Genomic DNA, 18313 nt, shown 5'->3' on the forward strand with positions numbered 1-18313 from the left:
CGGCAGGCAACGTCACCTCGCGCTTGACCAGCGCCGAGAACACCCCGTGGGCCAGCCGCCGCGGGCCGCCCGAAAGCTGCTCCAGCCCGGTCGCGATCACCGCGTGCGGCGGCGTGTCGAGCCGCAGCCATTGCGCCAGCATCATCCGCAGCACCATGCGCGGCTTGGCGTCGTCGGGCAGCGCATCGCGGGTCGCGCCATCGATCAGCGCGTCGAGATCGACCAGCCAGCGCAGGCTCTCGCTCGCGATCGCGCGGGCGAGGCCGCGGTCGCTCGGGGTCAGGCCCTTGGCGTACTGCCCTTCGGCGAGATCGAGCGTCTCGCCCCGGCGCAGAACCGCATCGAGCATGCGCAGCGCCGCGGTGCGCGCAGCCAGTCCCTGGATCTTGGTTTGCCTTTGGGCCATCGCCGCGCGCCCTATCGGCGATTGCATCCCCGCGCCAGCGCGCCCATCTTTGCGCGCATGAAACACGCGACCCAGCGACCCGCGAAGTTCGACAAGCCGGCTCACTGGTCGAGCGCCCCGCCGCCCGAGCCGAAGCCGGGCAAGACCGACGAAGAGCTCAGCCCGACCCGGTACGGCGACTGGGTGCGCGACGGCATCGCGGTGGATTTTTAGGCTTCACGCAACACCCCGTCGGCCCGGACTTGATCCGGGCCAGTGCTTTTTCGGGCGCGGCGCTTGAAGAGAAGCACCACCCCGGATCAAGTCCGGGGCGACGTTGCTTGGGGTCGTCACAGGGGCGTGAACGTCACCTTCAGCCCATCCCTCGGCTTGGGGATCGGCCACGGTTGCCACGCCGGCTCGTATCCATCCTCGATCTCGATCCGGTAGCGCTGGAGCAACTGCGCCATCAGGATCTTCACCTGCATGTAGGCGAAGTGCAGGCCCAGGCACATGTGCGCGCCGCCGCCGAACGGGATCCAGGCGTACTTGTGCCGCGCCTTTACCTTGTCGGGGGTGAAGCGCATCGGGTCGAAGGTCTCGGGGCTGTCCCAGTATTCTTCCATGTGGTGGGTCAGGTGCGCGTTGAAGCCGCACGGGGTGCCGGCAGGAATGCGCAAGCCGTTGAATTCGAAGCTCCGCAGCGCGCGGCGCGGGATCGAGGGAACCGGCGCGATCAGGCGGAGCGATTCCTTGAACGCCATCTCCATCAACTCGAACTTGGGCAAGTCGTCGTACGTCGCGCCGCGCGGGGTGCCGTTCGCGTCGGGGCCGCCGGTGATTGCGATGACTTCCTGCCGCACTTTCTCCTGCCACTCGGGGTGCTTGGCGAGCAGCCAAACAAGACTGGTCGCGCTCGAGGTGATCGTGTCGTGTGCGGCCATCATCAGGAAGTTCATGTGGTCGACCACCTCGTCGACCGGCAGTAGGCTGCCGTCCTCGCGGGTAGCTGTGGCGAACTGGCTGAACATGTCCTGCCCGATGCCCTCACCCGCCCGGCGCTTGAGCGTTAGCTGAGTGAAGTAGTCGACCAGGAATTCGCGCCCCTTCACCCCCTTGCGCATTTGGGTGAACGGCAGCGGCTTGCGCACAGGGGTGATCGAGGCTGCGACCATGTCGACGAAGGCCTGGTTGATCTTCTGCGATTCCGGGCCCCACGGCACGCCGATGAAGCTGTCGGCGGCAAGCTCCAGCGTCAGTTGCTTGATCGCCGGATAGAACAGCATCGAGCCGCCCCACTTGGAGACTTCGGCCGCTATGCCGCGGTCGAGCGCGCCGGCGTAGTGCCGCATCGGCTCGGGTTTGAAGGCGATCGACAGCGCGCGCCGGTCCATCCGGTGGTGGTCGAAATCGAGCAGCATCAGACCGCGCGGGAACAACTGGTGCAGCGTCGGGCCCCAGCCCTGTTCGGAGCTGAAGTTCTTGTCACGGTCGAACAGCAGCATCTCGTTCGCCTCCGCCCCGATCAGCGAGACGTGCCAATGGCCGAGGTTCTTGTTCTTGTAGACCGGGCCATAAGTGCGGAACATGCGCCAGGCGAACCCGTGCGGGTCCTTCAGCATGTTGAACAGGTTGCCGATCACCGGCGGCCCCGCCTCGCCCGGGATGTGCGCGACATCGGCGTCGGTGATGCGCCCTTCGGACCAGTGGCTGGGGACGATTTCCTCAGGCGAGTGCGGGGTCGTTAGCGGCTCGGCAAGCGTGGCCATCGGGTGCTCCTGACAACTGACACTGTTGTAAGTGAGCTAGACCCAGCCCGCAAGTTCCCGCCGCACCAGCGCTTCGAGCATGTCCATACCGGCCTCCCCGGCGTTGAGGCAGGACAGGACGGTCAGCTCCTCGCCGCCAGCCGCGAGGAAGGTCTCCTTCCCTCTGATCGCCAGTTCCTCGAGCGTCTCAAGGCAATCGGCCGAGAACCCCGGCGCCGCGATCGCGATCCGTTTGGTCCCTTTGCGAGCCTCCTCGACCAGCACCGCATCGGTCGCCGGCTCCAACCACTTCGCGCGTCCGAACCGCGATTGGAACGTGGTGACGACCCTGAGGTCCGGCCGACCCAACGCTGTCTCCAACAACCGGGCGGTCTTGCGGCAATGGCAATGGTAGGGGTCACCCAACTCCAGGGTCCGCTGCGGCATGCCATGGAAGCTGAGCAGCAGGACTTCGGGCTGAGCAGGTTGAACCATTTGTGCGCCGAGATCGGCGGCCAGAGCGTCGATGTAGAGCGGGTCATCGTAATACGGCGGCAGCGTGCGCATGGCCGGTTGCCAACGCATTGTCCTGAGCTTGTCCGCAACCTTGTCCACCACCGTCGCGGTCGTCGCCGCGCTGTACTGCGGGTAGAGCGGCGCGAGCAGGATGCGGTCGCAGCCTTGGTCCATCAGCGCCTGCAGCGAAGCGCCGATCTCCGGCCGGCCATAGCGCATGGCGTGGCTGACGGTCACCGAATCGCCGAGCCTTTCCTGCAACTTACAAGCTTGCTCAGCAGTGATCGCGGCGAGCGGAGAACCAGCCTCGGTCCACACCTGACTGTAGGCGTGCGCGCTCTTCTTCGGCCGCGTGGTCAACACCGCACCGCGCAGGATCGGCTGCCAGATCAGCGGCGGAATCTCGACCACCCGCCGGTCGGACAGGAACTCCGCGAGATAGCGCCGCACCGAGCGCGCATCGGGCGCGTCGGGGGTGCCGAGGTTGACCAGTAGCACCCCAAGCTTGCCGTGCGCCACCGCCGGATGATCGGCCGGGATCATAAGCCCTCCGAAAGCAACGGTAACCGACGCAGACGAAGGCCGGTGGCGGAATGCAGTGCGTTGGCGATCGCGGGCGCGGCGACCGCGACGCCGATCTCGCCGGGATCCGCCGGGTCGCCCTCTCCCGGCAGGATGTCGATCGCGATCTCAGGACAGTCGGGAAGCGTCGGCAGCGCGAGGCTGCTAAGCCGGCTTTCGCTAGGCCAACCCTGCGCGAAACCGATCGCCGAGCCGGTCGCCAGACTGGTGCCGAAGATCAGCCCGCCCTCGATCTGCTGGCGGGCGATGTCCTGATTGACCACCCGGCCCAAGTCGACCGCGGCCGACAGTTGGCTCACCTTCACTCCTCCCTCGGCCGCGCGCGCGGTGGCGACGCACGCAATCCGCGCGACCGGCCCGCCGCTCGCGGGATCGCCGATGCGCCAACAGGCGATGCCGTTGCCGCTTTGCCCCGCGCCGCCGTCCCATTGCGCCAGCCGCGCCGCGCGCTGGAGGCATTCGGCCAGCCGTGGGTCCTCGCCGAGCAGCGCCATGCGGAACGACAGCGGCTCGCGGCCGACGCGGGTGGCGAGCTCGTCGATGAAGCTCTCGACGATGAAGGCGAGATAACCGTGGGCGTTCCCGCGCAGCCGTCCGCTCGGAAGGCCGACATCGACCGGCACGTGATCGATCGCAATCGCCGGGATCGCGTAGGGGCCAAGCGCACCCTCGAACGCGAGCGGATCGGGTGATGTGCCCGCAGCATCGAGTGCGGCGAACGCAGTCTTGCCCCCGAACAGCCGCTCACCGAATTCGCTCACCGTCGAGGGCATCGCCACCCGCAGCCGCAGGCCGCGGGGAGTGCCGTCCTCGCGCGCAGTCCATGCGCTGGCGAGGCAGGCGAGCGGCGCGCGCGGACGCCCTGCGGCAATCTCCTGATAGCGCGACCAGACGAGCTGCACGGGAGCCTCCACCTCCGCCGCGATGAGCGCGGCTTCGATCGCGTGATCGTGCTCCAGCCGCCGGTCGAAGCTGCCGCCCGCGGCCATAGGGTAAAGCACGACGTCGGATCGCGAGAGTCCGATCGCCTTGGCCGCCGCTTCCTGCGCTTGCGCAGGCGCCTGGCTCGCCAGCCACAACTCCAGCCGGCCATCGGAAAGCCGCGCGGTCGCGCTGGCGGTCTCCAGCATCGCGTGGGTCGCGGGCGCGATCTCGTAGCGGTAGGTGACAGTGGAATCGCCCAGTTCGCGATCACCTGACCCGCGCGTGACGATGCGGCTAGCCTCGCCCTTGGTCAGCGCCTCGTCGAGCCGCTGGTCGATCATGCCGCTGTCGGCGCGGTCAGTCGCCTGCCAGCGCGGATCGAGCGCAGTCAATGCCTGCTCGGCCGCCCACCAGGTGTCGGCGACGACCGCGATCCAGTCGCGCGATTTGACCAAGCGCCGAAATCCGAGCGTGCGGGCGCCAGCCTTCTCGTCGTAGCCGGCGAGCTCGCTATCACCCACCGGCGCATGGCGGATCGCGGCGTAGAGCATGCCCGGCAACCGCACGTCGCCCGCGAACAGGAAGCTGCCGTCGGCCTTCGCGGGCAGATCGAGCCGAGGATAGGCGATCGCCTGCTCAGCCTCGGCCACGCCCTGCACCTCGCCATAGGGCGTCGGATTGAGCGGCGCGGGATCGGGCGGGTCGTAGCGCGAGGCTTCTTCGGCGAGCGTGGCGAACGCGAGCTGCTTGCCGCCGTGCAACACCAATCCGCCTTGCGTGGTGCATTGCTCGTAGTTGACGCCCCAGCGGTCCGCGGCGGCCATGCACAGCATCGCGCGCGCTGCGGCGGCCGCCTCCCGAGCAGGCGCTTCGTAAGCGGCGAGCGACGTGCCATCGGCGGTCGCCATGAAGCCGCCCTGACCCGCCCAGCGGCGGGTGACGAGATCGTCCGCTTTGTCAGCGAGGCCGGGCGCGAAGGGCATCCACAGGGGCGCCCACTTCGCCGCCAGCGGCAGGTTGGCGTAGGCACCCGAAACCGGGGCGGGCTCGACTGCCACCTGGCGCCAGTCAGCGCCCATCTCCGCCGCGACAATCTGCGGAATCAGCGTGGTGATGCCCTGCCCCATCTCGAGCTGCGGCACCGCCACCGTCAGCACCCCGTCGCGGCCCAGCTTGAGCCAGGCGCCGAACGCCCACTCACCCCGCCCCGGCGTCAACGGCACGCCGTAGTCGCGCGGCCACAAGCCCCACGCCACGAGGAGCCCGCCGCCCACCGCGGCTCCGGCGAGGAGGCCCCGGCNGCTGAGCTGCATCGTCAGGCGGCGCCCGCGCGGTTGTCGAGCCAATCGCCGACCTGCGCGGCGATCGCGGCGAACGGGGCCGCGCCTTCACCGTCGCCCGCCGCTGGGGGTGTCCCGGCGTCGCTCGCCTGCCGCACCGCGAGGCTCAAGGGGATCCGACCCAGGAATGGAATGCCGGCGTCCGCCGCCGCTTCCTCAACTCCGCCGCGCCCGAACGGATCGCTCGTTTCGCCGCAGTGCGGGCAGACATAGCCGGACATGTTCTCGACCAGCCCGATGATCGGTACGCTGCCCTTCTCGAACAATTCGGCAGCGCGCTGGGCATCGATCAATGCGAGGTCCTGCGGGGTCGAGACGATCACCGCGCCGGCCGGCTTGTGCTTCTGCAGCATGGTGATCTGCACGTCGCCCGTGCCCGGCGGCAGGTCGAGCAGCAGCACCTCGGTATCGCCCCAATGGGCATCGACCAGTTGGCCGAACGCGCCCGAGGCCATCGGCCCCCGCCAGGCGAGCGCCTTCCCGGGTTCGACCAGATGCCCCATCGAAAGCATCGGGACACCGAAGCGACTCATGATCGGGATCAACTTCTCGTCCTGGGCCTGCGGGCGCTGACCTTCGGTATCGAGCAACGTGGGCTGGCTCGGGCCGTAGACATCGGCGTCAACCAGCCCGACCTTGCGCCCGGCGCGGGCCAGGGCCACGGCGAGGTTGGCTGTGAGGGTCGACTTGCCGACTCCGCCCTTGCCCGATCCCACCGCGACGATCACTGGCCCGGACTTCGGCTCCGCGCGGTCGGCCATGACCGCCACGCGCACCTCGGCGACATCGTCGCTCGCCTCGAGCACTTCGGTGACGGCGGTCTCCAGCGCCTCCCGCCCAGCCGCATCGAGGCCGGACCCGTCGAGGATCGCGGTCACTCGTCCGTCGGTCAGTTTGAGCGACCGCACCCGGGCCGCGACCGTTTCCGGCAGGCGGGCCGTCAGCGCGCGCTCGTTTAATTGGGAAGTGGGCATCTCGGGTGCGGCCACTAGCATCAATTTCGCCCCGGCCACCCCTGTTTTTCCCGCCGATGGTGCCTATAAGTGACGGTATGGACATCAAGGAAGGGATGGGGCGCCTCGCCGGCCTCGCCATGGCCGGCAAGAGCCCGTGGGGTGGCAAGAAGCCGGGCGATACGCCCGATCCGGACAAATCCGCTGGCGATGCAGTCCCCCCTGCGGCGGACGAGCCGGCGGCCGAGGAATCTACCCCTCCCAAGCCCAAGGGTCCGCGCAATCCGTGGCTGCCCTCGGGCAATGAGCCGCGGCGTTCGGCGAACATCGAGGATATCTTCAAGCACCGCGGCCCCGAAGGCCCGCGCCGCACCGGCGGCGGCGGTCCCGGCTTTCGCTTCCCCGAGCGCCCCGGGGGCAAGAGCTGGTTCCCGGTCGCCGTCGCGGCGATCGTGGTGGTGTGGCTCGGCTTTTCGATGGTCCACCAGGTGGGCACCACCGAACAGGGGATCGTCACCACCTTCGGCAAATATAGCCGGACGCTCGACCCGGGTTTCAGGATCACCTTACCTTGGCCGATTCAACAGGTCGACGTCGAGGAGGTAAGCCAGTTCCGCAGCGAGCAAATCCCCGAAGGATCGGCACAGAAGCTGATGCTCACCGGCGACCAGAACCTTGTCGATTTGAGCTATAATGTTCGCTGGTCGATCAAGGACCTCAAGCAGTTTCGCTTCCAACTGGCGGACCCCGAGGGCACACTGCGCGACGTCGCCGAGGCCGCGATGCGGGCCTCGGTCGCGCAGAAGGGTCTCAACGACGTCCTGTCGGGTTCGGGCCGCGCCGACATCGAGCAGAGTGTGATGCAGCGGATGCAGTCGATCCTCAACTCGTACCGCTCGGGAATCGACATCCAGGGCGTGCAGATCCGCAAGACCGACCCGCCGAAGGAAGTCGAGGAAGCGTTCAAGGACGTTTCGGCCGCACAGCAAGACGCCGATGCCGAGGTCAACCGAGCGGAGGCCTATGCTCAGCAAATCCTCGCCCGCGCGCAAGGTGATGCGGCCTCGTTCGACAAGATCTACGCGCAGTACAAGCTCGCGCCCGAGGTGACCAAGCGGCGCCTCTACTATGAAACCATGGAGCGCGTCCTGCGCCAGAATGACAAGACGGTGATCGAAGCGCCCGGCGTGCAGTCCTACCTGCCCTTGCCCGAGCTCAAGCGAACGGTTCCGGCGCCGACAGGGGGCCAGTGATGGAAAGCTTCTGGCAAACCCACCGCACCTCGCTGTTCGCACTCGCGGCCGCGTTGGTAGTGCTGTTCTCGACGCTTATCGTTGTCCCAGAACGGCAGCAGGCAGTAATCACCCGCGGCGGTGAGCCTGTCTCGGTGGTCAACCGGTTTAAGCCCAACGTTCCGTTTGGCGAAACCGGCGCAGGCATTTGGTGGCGGGTGCCGTTCCTCGACAAGGTCAGCTACATCGACAAACGGGTGATGGACGTCGACATGGAGCCCCAGACGGTGCTGTCGACGGACCAGTTGCGCCTCAACGTGGATGCCTACGCCCGTTATCGGATCATCGATCCGGTGAAGATGGTGCAGACAGCGCGCAATCAGGAGACGGTCGAGACCCAGCTCTCGGCGATTCTCTCCTCGGTCGTACGGCAGGAGCTCGGCCGCCGCAGCTTCGCCTCGCTGCTCACCGCCGAGCGCGGGACGACGATGGCGAACATCCGCACCAAGCTCGATGCGCAGGCGCGCAAGTATGGCGCGCAGGTGATCGATGTGCGGATCAAACGCGCCGACCTGCCCGACGGCACTCCTCTCGAGTCCGCTTTCCGGCGGATGCAGAGCGCTCGCCAGCAGGAAGCCGCGACCCTGCGTGCACAAGGTCAGAAGAACGGCCAGATCATCCGCGCCGAAGCCGAGGCGCAGGCAGCCAAGATCTACGCCGAAGCCTATGGCAAGGACCCGCAGTTCTACGATTTCTACCGCGCGATGCAGAGCTACGACACGACCTTCGCGCCGGACTCGAAATCGTCGAGCACGATCATCCTGTCGCCCGACAACGAATATCTGAAGCAGTTCCGCGGAAACCGGTGACCTGAACCGGTGATGTTCAATCGCGGTTCAGCACCGCGGGCGTGAATCCGCGCCCGTCACGACAATTGGGGGAACACGGCGGAGGCGCCAGCGCTTCCGCTATGCGAAGAGGAAGCAAAGGACGTATGCGCGTGCGATACTCGTATGGATTGACTTCGGCCCTGCTCGTGGGCGGCGCCGCGATCTCGCTCATCACCGGAAACCCCGCCGGCGCCCAGGTGGCGCAGAACGACGACAGCCAGATGGCGCGCGTGGTGCCCCGCGCCGGTGCGCCGGAAAGCTTCGCCGACCTGACCGCGCAGCTCCAGCCGGCGGTGGTCAACATCTCCACTCGCCAGCGCATCCAGGTACCGACCCAGCAGAACCCCTTCGCGGGCACGCCGTTCGAGGGGCTGTTCGGCAACCGCGGCGGCAACCAGGCGCAGCCGACTACGCGAGAGGCGCAGTCGCTCGGTTCGGGCTTCATCATCTCAGCCGATGGGTACGTGGTCACCAACAACCACGTGATCGCCCCGCAGGGCAAGGGCGAGGTCGAGGAGATCACCGTCACCACCACCGACGGCACCGAATATCCGGCCAAGTTGATCGGCAACGACAGCTCGTCCGACCTCGCGGTGCTCAAGATCAGCGGTCCCAAGGCGTTCCCGTTCGTGCACTTCGGCGATTCGAGCCAGGCGCGCGTCGGCGACTGGGTGATTGCCATCGGCAACCCGTTCGCACTGGGCGGCACCGTGACCAGCGGGATCGTCTCGGCGGTCTATCGGAGCACCGGTACTGGGTCCGCCTACGACCGCTACATCCAGACCGATGCGAGCATCAACCGCGGCAACTCGGGCGGTCCGCTGTTCGACATGCAGGGCAACGTGATCGGCATCAACAACGCGATCTTCTCGCCCTCGGGCGGCAGCGTCGGCATCGGGTTCGCGATCCCGGCCGAGATCGCCGCGCCTATCGTCGAGAAGCTCCGGACCGGACAGGAGATTCAGCGCGGCTATCTTGGCGTGCAGATCCAGCCGGTGGCCGGAGACCTCGCGGATTCGCTCAACCTGCCGCAGAATCGCGGTGAGTTCGTCCAGTCGGTCGAACCCGGCCAGGCGGCGGACAAGGCCGGCATCAAGCCGGGCGATGTCGTCACCAAGGTCAACGGCCAGGACGTGACCAACGACCAGACGCTGTCGTTCCTCGTTGCCAACATCGCGCCGGGCACACGCATCCCGATCGAGCTCTACCGTGAGGGCGAGCGGCGCACCGTCACGCTGACGGTGGGCAAGCGCCCGACCGACGAGGAGCTCGCGCAATCGCAGCTGTTCAACGGCGACAACCAGCCGGACGAGGACTCCAGCGGCGGCGCGCAGAGCGGCGCGATGACGCAGGATCTCGGCCTTCAGCTTTCGCCGATGACGCCGCGCTACGCGCAGCAGCTCGGCGTATCGGCCGATGCCGGCGGCCTCGTGATCCTCGATGTCGACGCCAACTCGGACGCCGGTCAGAAAGGCATCCAGCCGGGCGACATCGTGGTCACCGCCAACTACAAGACGGTCGACACGCCCGCTGCGCTGGAATCGATCGTCGCCGCGGCCAAGGCGGCTGGGCGCGAAACGGTGCTCCTGCGCATCCAGCGGCGCGGCCGTCCGCTGACGTACGTGCCGATCCGGCTACGCTGAAGCGGGAGCTGAGAACGAGTGAAGACCCCGCCAGGCTGAGCGCCGTGGCGGGGTTTTTCATGTCCTAGGGCTGCGGCCGCGGAACGGCAGCGGGCTGCAGGGCCGTCGGCTGCGGGCGCGGCCGCTGAGTGGCGGTCGGCGCGGGTGCCGGGCCGTTGCCGGTCGCACGGTTGAGGAAATCGTCGCTCGCGGCTTGGGTAACATCATCAGTCGGACGTCGGCCACCCGGCGCGGTCGGACCCGCGGCGCCCTGCTCTCCTTGGACGGGAAACGGATCGGTCGGCGGCGCGCCGGGACCGCCGTCGCCATTGGGCCGCTGCGGCTCGACGAGGTTACCCGCCTCGTCAATGTAGTAGTAATCGTCCGGATTACCGTACATCTGCTCATCGTCGGGCTCGAGCTGCCATTCCGGGAGCTTCAGCTCGGTGTTGAACTGCTCGACCGGGCGATTGCGCACCGCGTACTTCATGTACGCCGCGAACGCGCGCGCCGGCGCGGTGCCCCCGTGGAGGCTGGGGATCGACTTGGCATCGTCGCGGCCCATCCACACGCCGGTGGTGATCCCGCTCGAGAAGCCGAGGAACCAGCCGTCCTTGTTCGAGCTGGTGGTGCCGGTCTTCCCCGCCACCGGGCGCCCGATCTGCGCCGCGCGGCCCGTCCCGGTGCTGACCGCGGTCTGCAACAGATCGGTCATGCCTGCGGCGACGTAGTCGGGGACGAGCCGGGTCGGGTTCTTCGCTTCGTGCCGGTAAAGCACCTCACCATCGTTGGTGGTCACCTTGACGATGCCGTAGGGCTCGACGCTGTTGCCGCCCGCCCCGACCTCGGCGAACGCACGGGTCATGTCGATCACGCGGACCTCGCTCGATCCCAGCACCATCGCCGGATACGTCGAGATCGGAGTCGAGATGCCGAACCGGCGCGCCATCGAGGCGACGGTGCCGAAGCCGACTTCGTTGCCGAGCTGCGCCGCCACCGTGTTCTTCGAATAGGCGAACGCCGTGCGCACGTTGATCTCGCCTGCATAGCTGCGCCCGTCGTTGCGCGGGCTCCAGCCGTCGATCGTCACCGGCACGTCCTTGACCGTGTCTTCCGGCGTGTAGCCGGCCTCAAGCGCGGCGAGGTAGACGAACAGCTTCCAGGCCGATCCAGGCTGGCGCAGTGCCTCTGTAGCGCGGTTGTAGTTGGTGGTGACGTAATCGGTGCCGCCGACCATCGCCAGGATCGCGCCGTCACGGTCCATGCTGACGAGCGCGCCCTGCGCGCCGCCCGGCACGTTGGCCTTGATCGATGTCGCCGCCGCCTGCTGCATGCCGGTGTCGAGCGTGGTCCAGACCTCGATCGGCTCGGTCGTCTCGGGCAGCAGGATGTCGAGCTGGGGCAGCGCCCAGTCGGTGAAGTAGCGGACCGAGTTCTGGCTCTCGTCCTTCTTCAGTTTGACCGCGCTCGGATCGACTTCGGCCTCGCTGGCGGAAATGCGGCCCTGCTGGCGCATCAGGCTGAGCACCACGTTGGCGCGGTCCACCGCGGCATCGACGTCGGCGGTCGGGGAGAAGCGGCTCGGCGCCTTGACCAGCCCGGCGATGATCGCCGCCTCGGCGGTCGAGAGATGCGTCGCGTCGTGGCTGAAGAACTTGCGGCTTGCGGAGTCTACGCCGTACGCACCGCCGCCGAAGTAAACCTTGTTGAGATAGAGCTCGAGGATCTGCTGCTTGGAGAACTTCGCCTCCAATGCCATCGCCAGAATGCCCTCGCGCAGCTTGCGGTCGAACGAGCGGTTCGAGTTGAGGAACAGGTTGCGCGCGAGCTGCTGGGTGATCGTCGAGGTCGCCTGCAACCGCTTGTCGCCGGTGATCCAGACATAGACCGCGCGCGCGAGGCCGATCGGATCGACGCCGGGGTGCGAATAGAAGCGGCGGTCCTCGACCGAGACCATCGCGTCGTTCATCACCTGCGGGATCTGGTTGCGGTCGAGCCACTTGCCGTAGCTCGGCCCGAGCTCGACGATTTCGCTCCCGTCGCGCGCGCGGACGACGATCGTCTGGCCCGGCTGGGTCGCCTTGAGCGCCGAATAGCTGGGCAGTGAACGCGCCGCGAAGGCAACCGCGAGGCCAAGGAACAAGGCGCCGAGCAGGGCGGCCGCCCCGCCCCATAAAACCAGCCGGCGGAGCCACAGGCGCCAGCCCGTGCGCTCAGTCCGGCCCTTCGCGCTGGCGCGGCTAGAGGGGCGCTTGCCCGATTGCCGCCTGCGCTGCGCATCGGCAGCTGCGCGCCGGCTTCCCCGCTCTGCCATCGATTAGTCCGACACCCTCATTGTGGCGCTGGTGCATAGGCGAGATGGAACCGCGCGTGAACGGTTATTGCGAGGCCTATTCTTTCGGCGAGAAATCGAGCGAGGCGGAGTTGATGCAGTACCGCATGCCGCCGTGCTCACGCGGACCGTCCGGAAAGACGTGGCCCAGGTGCCCATTGCACTTGGCGCAGGTCACTTCGGTGCGAACCATCCCGAAGCTGGTGTCGCGGTGCTCATCGATCGCCGAACCTTCGGCGGCAGTATGAAAGGCCGGCCATCCGCAGCCGCTGTCGTACTTGCCCTCGCTGTCGAACAGCAGCTCGCCGCAACCGGCGCAGCGGTATTCGCCCGCGGCCTTGTTCTTGTCGTACTTCCCGGTGAAGGCTCGCTCGGTCCCCTTTTCCCGCAGGATATGGAACTGCTCGGGGCTCAGCTTCTCGCGCCATTCGGCGGCCGAGAGGTTCTTGAAATCGATCGTCATGGAAGGCTCTCCTTGGCTCCGGATATGGGGAGCACGAGCGCCTCTCTCAAGCGTCCACCTGGGCATAGTGGACCGGCGGCTGGATCACCTCCATCCGCTCGGTCAGCAAGGGGCGGAAGCTCGGCCGGCTCTTGAACACCGAGTACCAGCCGCGCGACTGTTCGTGGCCGGTCCAGTCGATCCCACCGAGGTAATCCGCGACCGAGATCTGCGCCGCGGCGGCGAGATCGGCGAGGCTCATCGTGCTTCCGGCGAGCCAGGCGCGGGTATCGACCAGCCAGTCGATGTATTCGAGATGCTCGTGCGCCAGCTTCATCGCCTCGCGCAGCACCCTTGAGTCCGGCGGCTGGCGCAGCACGATCCGCTTCTTCATCCGCTCGTGAAGCAGCGGCGCGGTAACGTCGCCGTAGAAGTTCTCGTCGAACAGCGCGACCAGCCGGCGGATCTCCGCGCGGTTGGCGGCGGTGCCGTTGATCATCGCCGCGCGATCGACGGTTTCCTCGAAATATTCGCAGATCGCCCGGCTATCGGCGAGCACGATGCCCTTGCCCTTGTCCTCCAGGACCGGAGTGCGGCCGGCGGCGTTGAGCCGCCAGAAGCCCTCCCTCGGCTCCCACGGGTTTTCGCGCCACAGTTCGTAGCCGATGCCTTTCTCGGACATCAGCAGGCGGACCTTGCGGCTGAACGGGCAGAGCGGGAATTGGTAGAGGCGCCACATGCGCGCTCAGTCATGCACCACTGCGCGCACGGAATCTACCGGGCGCGCGGGTATTTAGCGCGGGAAAAGTCAGTAGCGCGGACGCGCCCGCTCGACCGCCTCTTCCATCCGCGCCGCCATCTCACGCAAAGCGGGGATCATGGCCGAAACGCCCCCCGCCATGCCCGCCATCGCGCCCATCACGCGCGGCAGCTTGTCGTGGATTTCCGCCGGGACATCCTCCGCCTCGGGCGAAACGCTGCGCAGCGTCATGTTCGGGTCGACATCGCGCGGGTCATCGCCCGCGGCTTCAGCCACTGCGCGCGCCAGCGGGGCGAGCGGCACGTCGAGCAGCGCCTCGCTTGCAGCAGCCATGCCGGCAGCGACGCTCTCCTGCAGCACTGGATCGCGCAGAGTATCGGCCACCCGCGCGGCGTCTTCCTCCGTCCGGTCCTGCGCCAGCGCGGGCACCGGCACCGCTATCGCGACGAGGACGGCAGCAAGGGCAAGGGTACGCATGGGTGCAAACTCCTGATTCGGACGGCGAATCGCGCGAGATTGTAGCGGCGCGCGCTTGCCCCGCGCTGAACGCGTAGCTCCGGTCGTCGTGCCGAAGGCTCGGCTTACAGCCCGGAGGCGTCGAGCAGCAGGAGGCACGGCCTCATCGCGGCCGCGAGCGCGCCGGGCTCGCCAAGCTGCTTCGCCTGGCCGGACAGTTCGACCGCGACCTGGTCACGCGTGCGGCCCGTCTCGTCCATGATCTGGGCCGAGGCGCGGACGAAGAACTCGCGCCCGCGCTGCCCCAGCGCCGGCCATTCGCTACCCTGCCCGCGCGCCTGCATCGTCGCTCCGACGGCGAACGCCGCGGAGCACTTGAGCGCGCTGGCCTGCTGCAGCGACAGCGGCTTGGGCGGACCTTGCTCCTGCGCGAGAGCCGGGGCGGTCAGCAGGAGAGCGAGGGGAAGAAACCGGAGCGTCATGCGCGCCACCTAGCCGGCAATTCCTGAACCGCGCCAGTCCGCATTGACGCACGCGATGGCGCGGGCCATCGCGGCGCGCAAAGGAGACACTCATGGCCGACCATCCCGCTTGCACCCTCCTCATCGCCGGAGAAGCGCTGACCGGAGGCGGCCGTGACCATGCCGACATTCTCGACCCGGCGACCGGCGAGACGATCGGCAGCGTGCCGCACGCCACCGCCGACGATCTCGACCGCGCGCTCGAAGCCGCCCAGCGCGGGTTCAAGACCTGGCGCAGCACCTCGGCCGACCAGCGCACCGCGATCCTGCTGAAGGCCGCCGCTCTGATCCGCGAGCGCGCCCCGGCGATCGGCGAGGCGCTAACCCGCGAGCAGGGCAAGCCGCTCAAGGAGGCGATCGGCGAGACGATCTATTCGGCGATGCTGCTCGAATTCTACGCGCAGGAGATCAAGCGCGTGTACGGCCGCACGCTGGTTCGTCCTGCGGGTCAGCGGGTCGAGGTGCAATACCATCCGGTCGGCCCGGTCGCCGGGTTCGCGGCGTGGAACTTCCCCTCGCTCAACGTCATGCGTAAGATCGGCGGCGCGCTGGCGGCCGGGTGCTCGACCATCGTCAAGCCGTCGGAAGAAACGCCCTCGGCCGGCCTTGCGCTGGTACAGGCGTGCATCGACGCGGGCGTCCCGGGCGACGCGGTGCAGTGCGTGTTCGGCGTGCCCGACCAGGTGAGCACGCACCTCCTCGCCTCGCCGATCATTCGCAAGGTGACGTTCACCGGTTCGACCGCGGTCGGCAAGCACCTCGCCAAGCTCGCCGCCGAGGATCTCAAGATCGCCACAATGGAACTGGGCGGCCACGCGCCGGTGCTGGTGTTCGCCGATGCCGACGTCGACGCCGCGCTCGACACGATGACCGCCAACGCCTTCCGCAACGCCGGCCAGGTCTGTGTCAGCCCGACCCGCTTCCTGATCGAGCAGCCGGTCTATGAGCGGTTCCGCGACGGTTTCGTCGAGCGGACCAGGGCGATCACGGTCGGCAACGGCTTCGACAAGGGCACCGACATGGGCCCGATGGCCTCGGCGCGCGGGCTCGAGCGGATGGAAAGCCTGATCGGCGACGCGAAGGAACACGGCGCGCAGCTGCTCAGCGGCGGCGAGCGGATCGGCAACCAGGGCTTCTTCCACCAGCCGACGGTGCTCGCCGAAGTGCCGACCGACGCCGCGATCATGAACGACGAGCCGTTCGGCCCGGTTGCGATCCTCAACCCGATGGCGGGCGAGGAGGCGATGATCGCCGAGGCCAATCGCCTTCCCTATGGCCTCGCGGCCTATGCCTGGACGCAGAACCCGGCTCGCCGCCGCCGCCTCGCCGCGGAGGTCGAGGCCGGCATGCTGGCGATCGACACCGGCGGGGTCTCGGCCGCCGACGCGCCGTTCGGCGGGGTCAAGTGGTCGGGCTATGGCAGCGAAGACGGGCGCGAGGGCGTGCTCGCGTGCATGGTGCCCAAGACCGTGCACGAGGCCTGAAATGCTACTGCGCGCTAGCTGCAATCCCACTGATACCAGACCCTGCTGAAGTCGCGCTTCAGCAGGTCTACGCGGGCGATCAGAAACTGGCCCTGCCCGGCGTCACCCCACATCAGGGTCTTGTCGCTCCACAGGTTCAGCAGAACCCGGTCCGCCTTGCGGTACTCGGGGCGGAACATGCGCCAGTCGTCCTGCACGAATTCGGGGTGGCCGCCGACGTGATGGACCTCAGGCCCCTCGCCGAAATGGGCATCGAGCAGCGCATTGAGGCGGCCCCAGCCGTTGCGGTTGTACAGTTCCTCGAAGTCGCGGACGAACTGCCAGTCGTTGTAGGTCGGCACCCGTTTCGACGCCTTGGGCGCCAATGCCACGCCGACGAGCGAGCGCTTGCCTTCGAGCGGTGAATCGATCCCGAGGACGGCGCCCTTGTGCAGCGCGTTGCGCACCATGCGCCCGCCCGTGGCAAAAGCTGGGCGCCAGATGACGCGAAAATCGCTGTTCTCCGGCCGCTGGAAGTCCGCGCCGTACATATCGTTGTGCGCGATGAAGAACTGCAGGACGCCCGACTTGGGATAGTCGGGCAGGTGCGGCATCGCGGCGAAATCGACTTGGGCGAGGAAGACCATCGGCTTGCCCTTGCGGTCCACCGGCCAGCGCTCGCCGTCCGCCAGCCACACCGGCCCGCCGATGCGGTTGCCGCCCTGCGTTTCCTGCGCGGCGCCGGCGGGCACCAGATCCACCGCGGGCAGCGCGAGCTTCGCCTGCCACGCGCGGTAGGCCTTCGCGAGCTTCGGGTCCGCCGGCGGATAGGGCGGCCCATCGCTCAGCCGGGTCGAGGACGGGGTGGGCGTCGGGTGTCCGGCAGGCGGCTCCCCGCCGCCTTGCGGGCTGCACCCGGCAAGCGCCAGCAGGGCGAGGAGCGGGGCGGGGCGCATGCGCCGCTCCTAGCGCGGGCTCGGTTGACGGATCGTCAATCGGCGACAAGAGCGAAGGCCGCCCAATCGGAGAACGCCATGAAGACCCGCGCCGCCGTCGCCTTTGCCCCCAAGCAGCCGCTGGAGATCGTCGAGCTTGACCTCGAAGGGCCCAAGGCAGGTGAGGTGCTGGTCGAGATCATGGCGACCGGCGTGTGCCACACCGATGCCTACACCCTCGACGGGCTTGACAGCGAGGGCCTGTTCCCGAGCGTGCTCGGCCACGAGGGCGCGGGGATCGTGCGCGAGGTCGGCGCGGGCGTAACCTCGGTCAAGCCGGGCGACCACGTGATCCCGCTCTACACGCCTGAGTGCGGGAAGTGTAAATCGTGCCTCAGCGGCAAGACCAACCTGTGCACCGCGATCCGGGCGACCCAAGGCAAGGGCGTGATGCCCGACGGGACGAGCCGCTTCAGCTACAAGGGCGAGACGATCTACCACTACATGGGTTGCTCGACCTTCTCGAACTTCACCGTCCTGCCCGAAATCGCGGTCGCCAAGATCCGCGAGGACGCGCCGTTCCAGACTAGCTGCTACATCGGCTGCGGGGTGACCACCGGAGTCGGCGCGGTGCTCAACACCGCCAAGGTCCAGCCGGGCGACAACGTGGTGGTGTTCGGGCTCGGCGGGATCGGGCTCAACGTGATCCAGGGCGCGAAGCTCGCGGGCGCAGGAAAGATCGTCGGCATCGACCTCAACCCGGCGCGCGAGGAATGGGGCCGCCAGTTCGGCATGACCGACTTCGTCAACACCGCCGGCATGAGGCGCGAAGACACCATCGCAGCGATCGCCGCGCTGACCGACGGCGGCGCAGACTACAGCTTCGACTGCACCGGCAACACCGAGGTCATGCGCACGGCTCTCGAGTGCTGCCATCGCGGCTGGGGCACCTCGATCATCATCGGGGTGGCCGAAGCGGGCAAGGAAATCGCCACCCGCCCGTTCCAGCTCGTCACGGGGCGCAACTGGCGCGGGACCGCGTTCGGGGGGGCCAAGGGCCGGACCGACGTGCCGAAGATCGTCGACATGTACATGGACGGCCAGATCGCGATCGACCCGATGATCACTCACGTCCTCTCGCTCGACGAGATCAACAAGGCGTTCGACCTGATGCACGCGGGCGAGAGCATCCGCAGCGTCGTCGTCTACTGA

17 protein-coding genes are annotated in these 18313 nt (G+C 67.9%); 6 read left to right on the top strand and 11 right to left on the bottom strand.

Features of this window, described 5'->3' with window-relative positions:
• Positions 1–406: transcription antitermination protein NusB (locus tag ELY12_RS09860; RefSeq protein WP_164549476.1), on the bottom strand; the 406-nt coding region annotated here is incomplete at its 3' end.
• A 57-nt stretch (positions 407–463) separates the two neighbouring features.
• On the opposite strand from ELY12_RS09860, the gene ELY12_RS09865 reads away from it, so the two are divergent.
• On the top strand, positions 464–619 hold the full coding sequence (locus ELY12_RS09865) for a DUF1674 domain-containing protein (RefSeq protein WP_126176541.1): 156 nt from the start codon (positions 464–466) through the stop codon (positions 617–619).
• A gap of 116 nt (positions 620–735) precedes the next feature.
• Here the strand turns inward: ELY12_RS09865 and ELY12_RS09870 are convergent, their stop codons facing one another.
• From ELY12_RS09870 to ELY12_RS09885, 4 genes are all read right to left on the bottom strand, one after another.
• A complete protein-coding gene (locus ELY12_RS09870; protein ID WP_126176542.1) occupies positions 736–2154 on the bottom strand; it encodes a cytochrome P450 in 1419 nt (472 codons plus the stop codon).
• 36 nt (positions 2155–2190) lie between these two features.
• On the bottom strand, positions 2191–3192 hold the full coding sequence (gene hemH / locus ELY12_RS09875; RefSeq protein ID WP_126176543.1) for a ferrochelatase: 1002 nt from the start codon (positions 3190–3192) through the stop codon (positions 2191–2193).
• Entirely contained in the window at positions 3189–5468 is a 2280-nt protein-coding gene (locus tag ELY12_RS09880; RefSeq protein WP_126176544.1) for a molybdopterin cofactor-binding domain-containing protein, read from the bottom strand. Before ELY12_RS09880 ends, hemH begins: the two co-directional genes overlap by 4 nt.
• Positions 5469–5470: 2 nt before the next feature.
• Positions 5471–6490, bottom strand: coding sequence for an Mrp/NBP35 family ATP-binding protein (locus ELY12_RS09885; protein WP_277600245.1), 1020 nt, complete (start codon positions 6488–6490; stop codon positions 5471–5473).
• A 56-nt stretch (positions 6491–6546) separates the two neighbouring features.
• Here ELY12_RS09885 and hflK point away from each other — a divergent pair, with 56 nt between their 5' ends.
• The 3 genes from hflK to ELY12_RS09900 all read left to right on the top strand — a co-directional run bounded on the left by hflK (position 6547) and on the right by ELY12_RS09900 (position 10213).
• On the top strand, positions 6547–7701 hold the full coding sequence (hflK, locus tag ELY12_RS09890) for an FtsH protease activity modulator HflK (protein ID WP_241229815.1): 1155 nt from the start codon (positions 6547–6549) through the stop codon (positions 7699–7701).
• A complete protein-coding gene (gene hflC, locus ELY12_RS09895; RefSeq protein WP_126176545.1) occupies positions 7701–8549 on the top strand; it encodes a protease modulator HflC in 849 nt (282 codons plus the stop codon). Before hflK ends, hflC begins: the two co-directional genes overlap by 1 nt.
• A 131-nt stretch (positions 8550–8680) precedes the next feature.
• A complete protein-coding gene (locus tag ELY12_RS09900) occupies positions 8681–10213 on the top strand; it encodes a Do family serine endopeptidase (RefSeq protein WP_126176546.1) in 1533 nt (510 codons plus the stop codon).
• A gap of 64 nt (positions 10214–10277) precedes the next feature.
• Here ELY12_RS09900 and ELY12_RS09905 read toward each other — a convergent pair whose 3' ends face one another.
• From ELY12_RS09905 to ELY12_RS09925, 5 genes are all read right to left on the bottom strand, one after another.
• Entirely contained in the window at positions 10278–12506 is a 2229-nt protein-coding gene (locus ELY12_RS09905; RefSeq protein ID WP_126176547.1) for a transglycosylase domain-containing protein, read from the bottom strand.
• A 76-nt stretch (positions 12507–12582) separates the two neighbouring features.
• Complete coding sequence (gene msrB, locus ELY12_RS09910; protein WP_126176548.1) at positions 12583–12987, bottom strand: peptide-methionine (R)-S-oxide reductase MsrB; 405 nt, start codon at positions 12985–12987, stop codon at positions 12583–12585.
• Positions 12988–13033: 46 nt separating this feature from the next.
• Positions 13034–13705 (bottom strand): glutathione S-transferase family protein, encoded by a 672-nt coding sequence (locus ELY12_RS09915; protein WP_126176549.1) that lies wholly within the window; start codon positions 13703–13705, stop codon positions 13034–13036.
• 69 nt (positions 13706–13774) lie between these two features.
• Entirely contained in the window at positions 13775–14203 is a 429-nt protein-coding gene (locus ELY12_RS09920) for a hypothetical protein (RefSeq protein ID WP_126176550.1), read from the bottom strand.
• Between the two features lie 104 nt (positions 14204–14307).
• Entirely contained in the window at positions 14308–14664 is a 357-nt protein-coding gene (locus tag ELY12_RS09925; protein ID WP_126176551.1) for a hypothetical protein, read from the bottom strand.
• Between the two features lie 92 nt (positions 14665–14756).
• On the opposite strand from ELY12_RS09925, the gene ELY12_RS09930 reads away from it, so the two are divergent.
• Positions 14757–16187 carry an NAD-dependent succinate-semialdehyde dehydrogenase gene (locus tag ELY12_RS09930; RefSeq protein WP_126176552.1) on the top strand — a complete coding sequence of 477 codons (1431 nt, stop codon included), beginning with the start codon at positions 14757–14759 and terminating at the stop codon, positions 16185–16187.
• A gap of 14 nt (positions 16188–16201) precedes the next feature.
• Here ELY12_RS09930 and ELY12_RS09935 read toward each other — a convergent pair whose 3' ends face one another.
• The gene (locus ELY12_RS09935) at positions 16202–17122 is read right to left on the bottom strand and encodes a YwqG family protein (RefSeq protein ID WP_126176553.1); all 921 of its coding nucleotides are present in this window, start codon (positions 17120–17122) and stop codon (positions 16202–16204) included.
• A 78-nt stretch (positions 17123–17200) separates the two neighbouring features.
• Here ELY12_RS09935 and ELY12_RS09940 point away from each other — a divergent pair, with 78 nt between their 5' ends.
• Entirely contained in the window at positions 17201–18313 is a 1113-nt protein-coding gene (locus tag ELY12_RS09940) for an S-(hydroxymethyl)glutathione dehydrogenase/class III alcohol dehydrogenase (protein ID WP_126176144.1), read from the top strand.

It is taken from the genome of Tsuneonella rigui, from assembly GCF_003958625.1.
Lineage (GTDB): Bacteria > Pseudomonadota > Alphaproteobacteria > Sphingomonadales > Sphingomonadaceae > Tsuneonella > Tsuneonella rigui.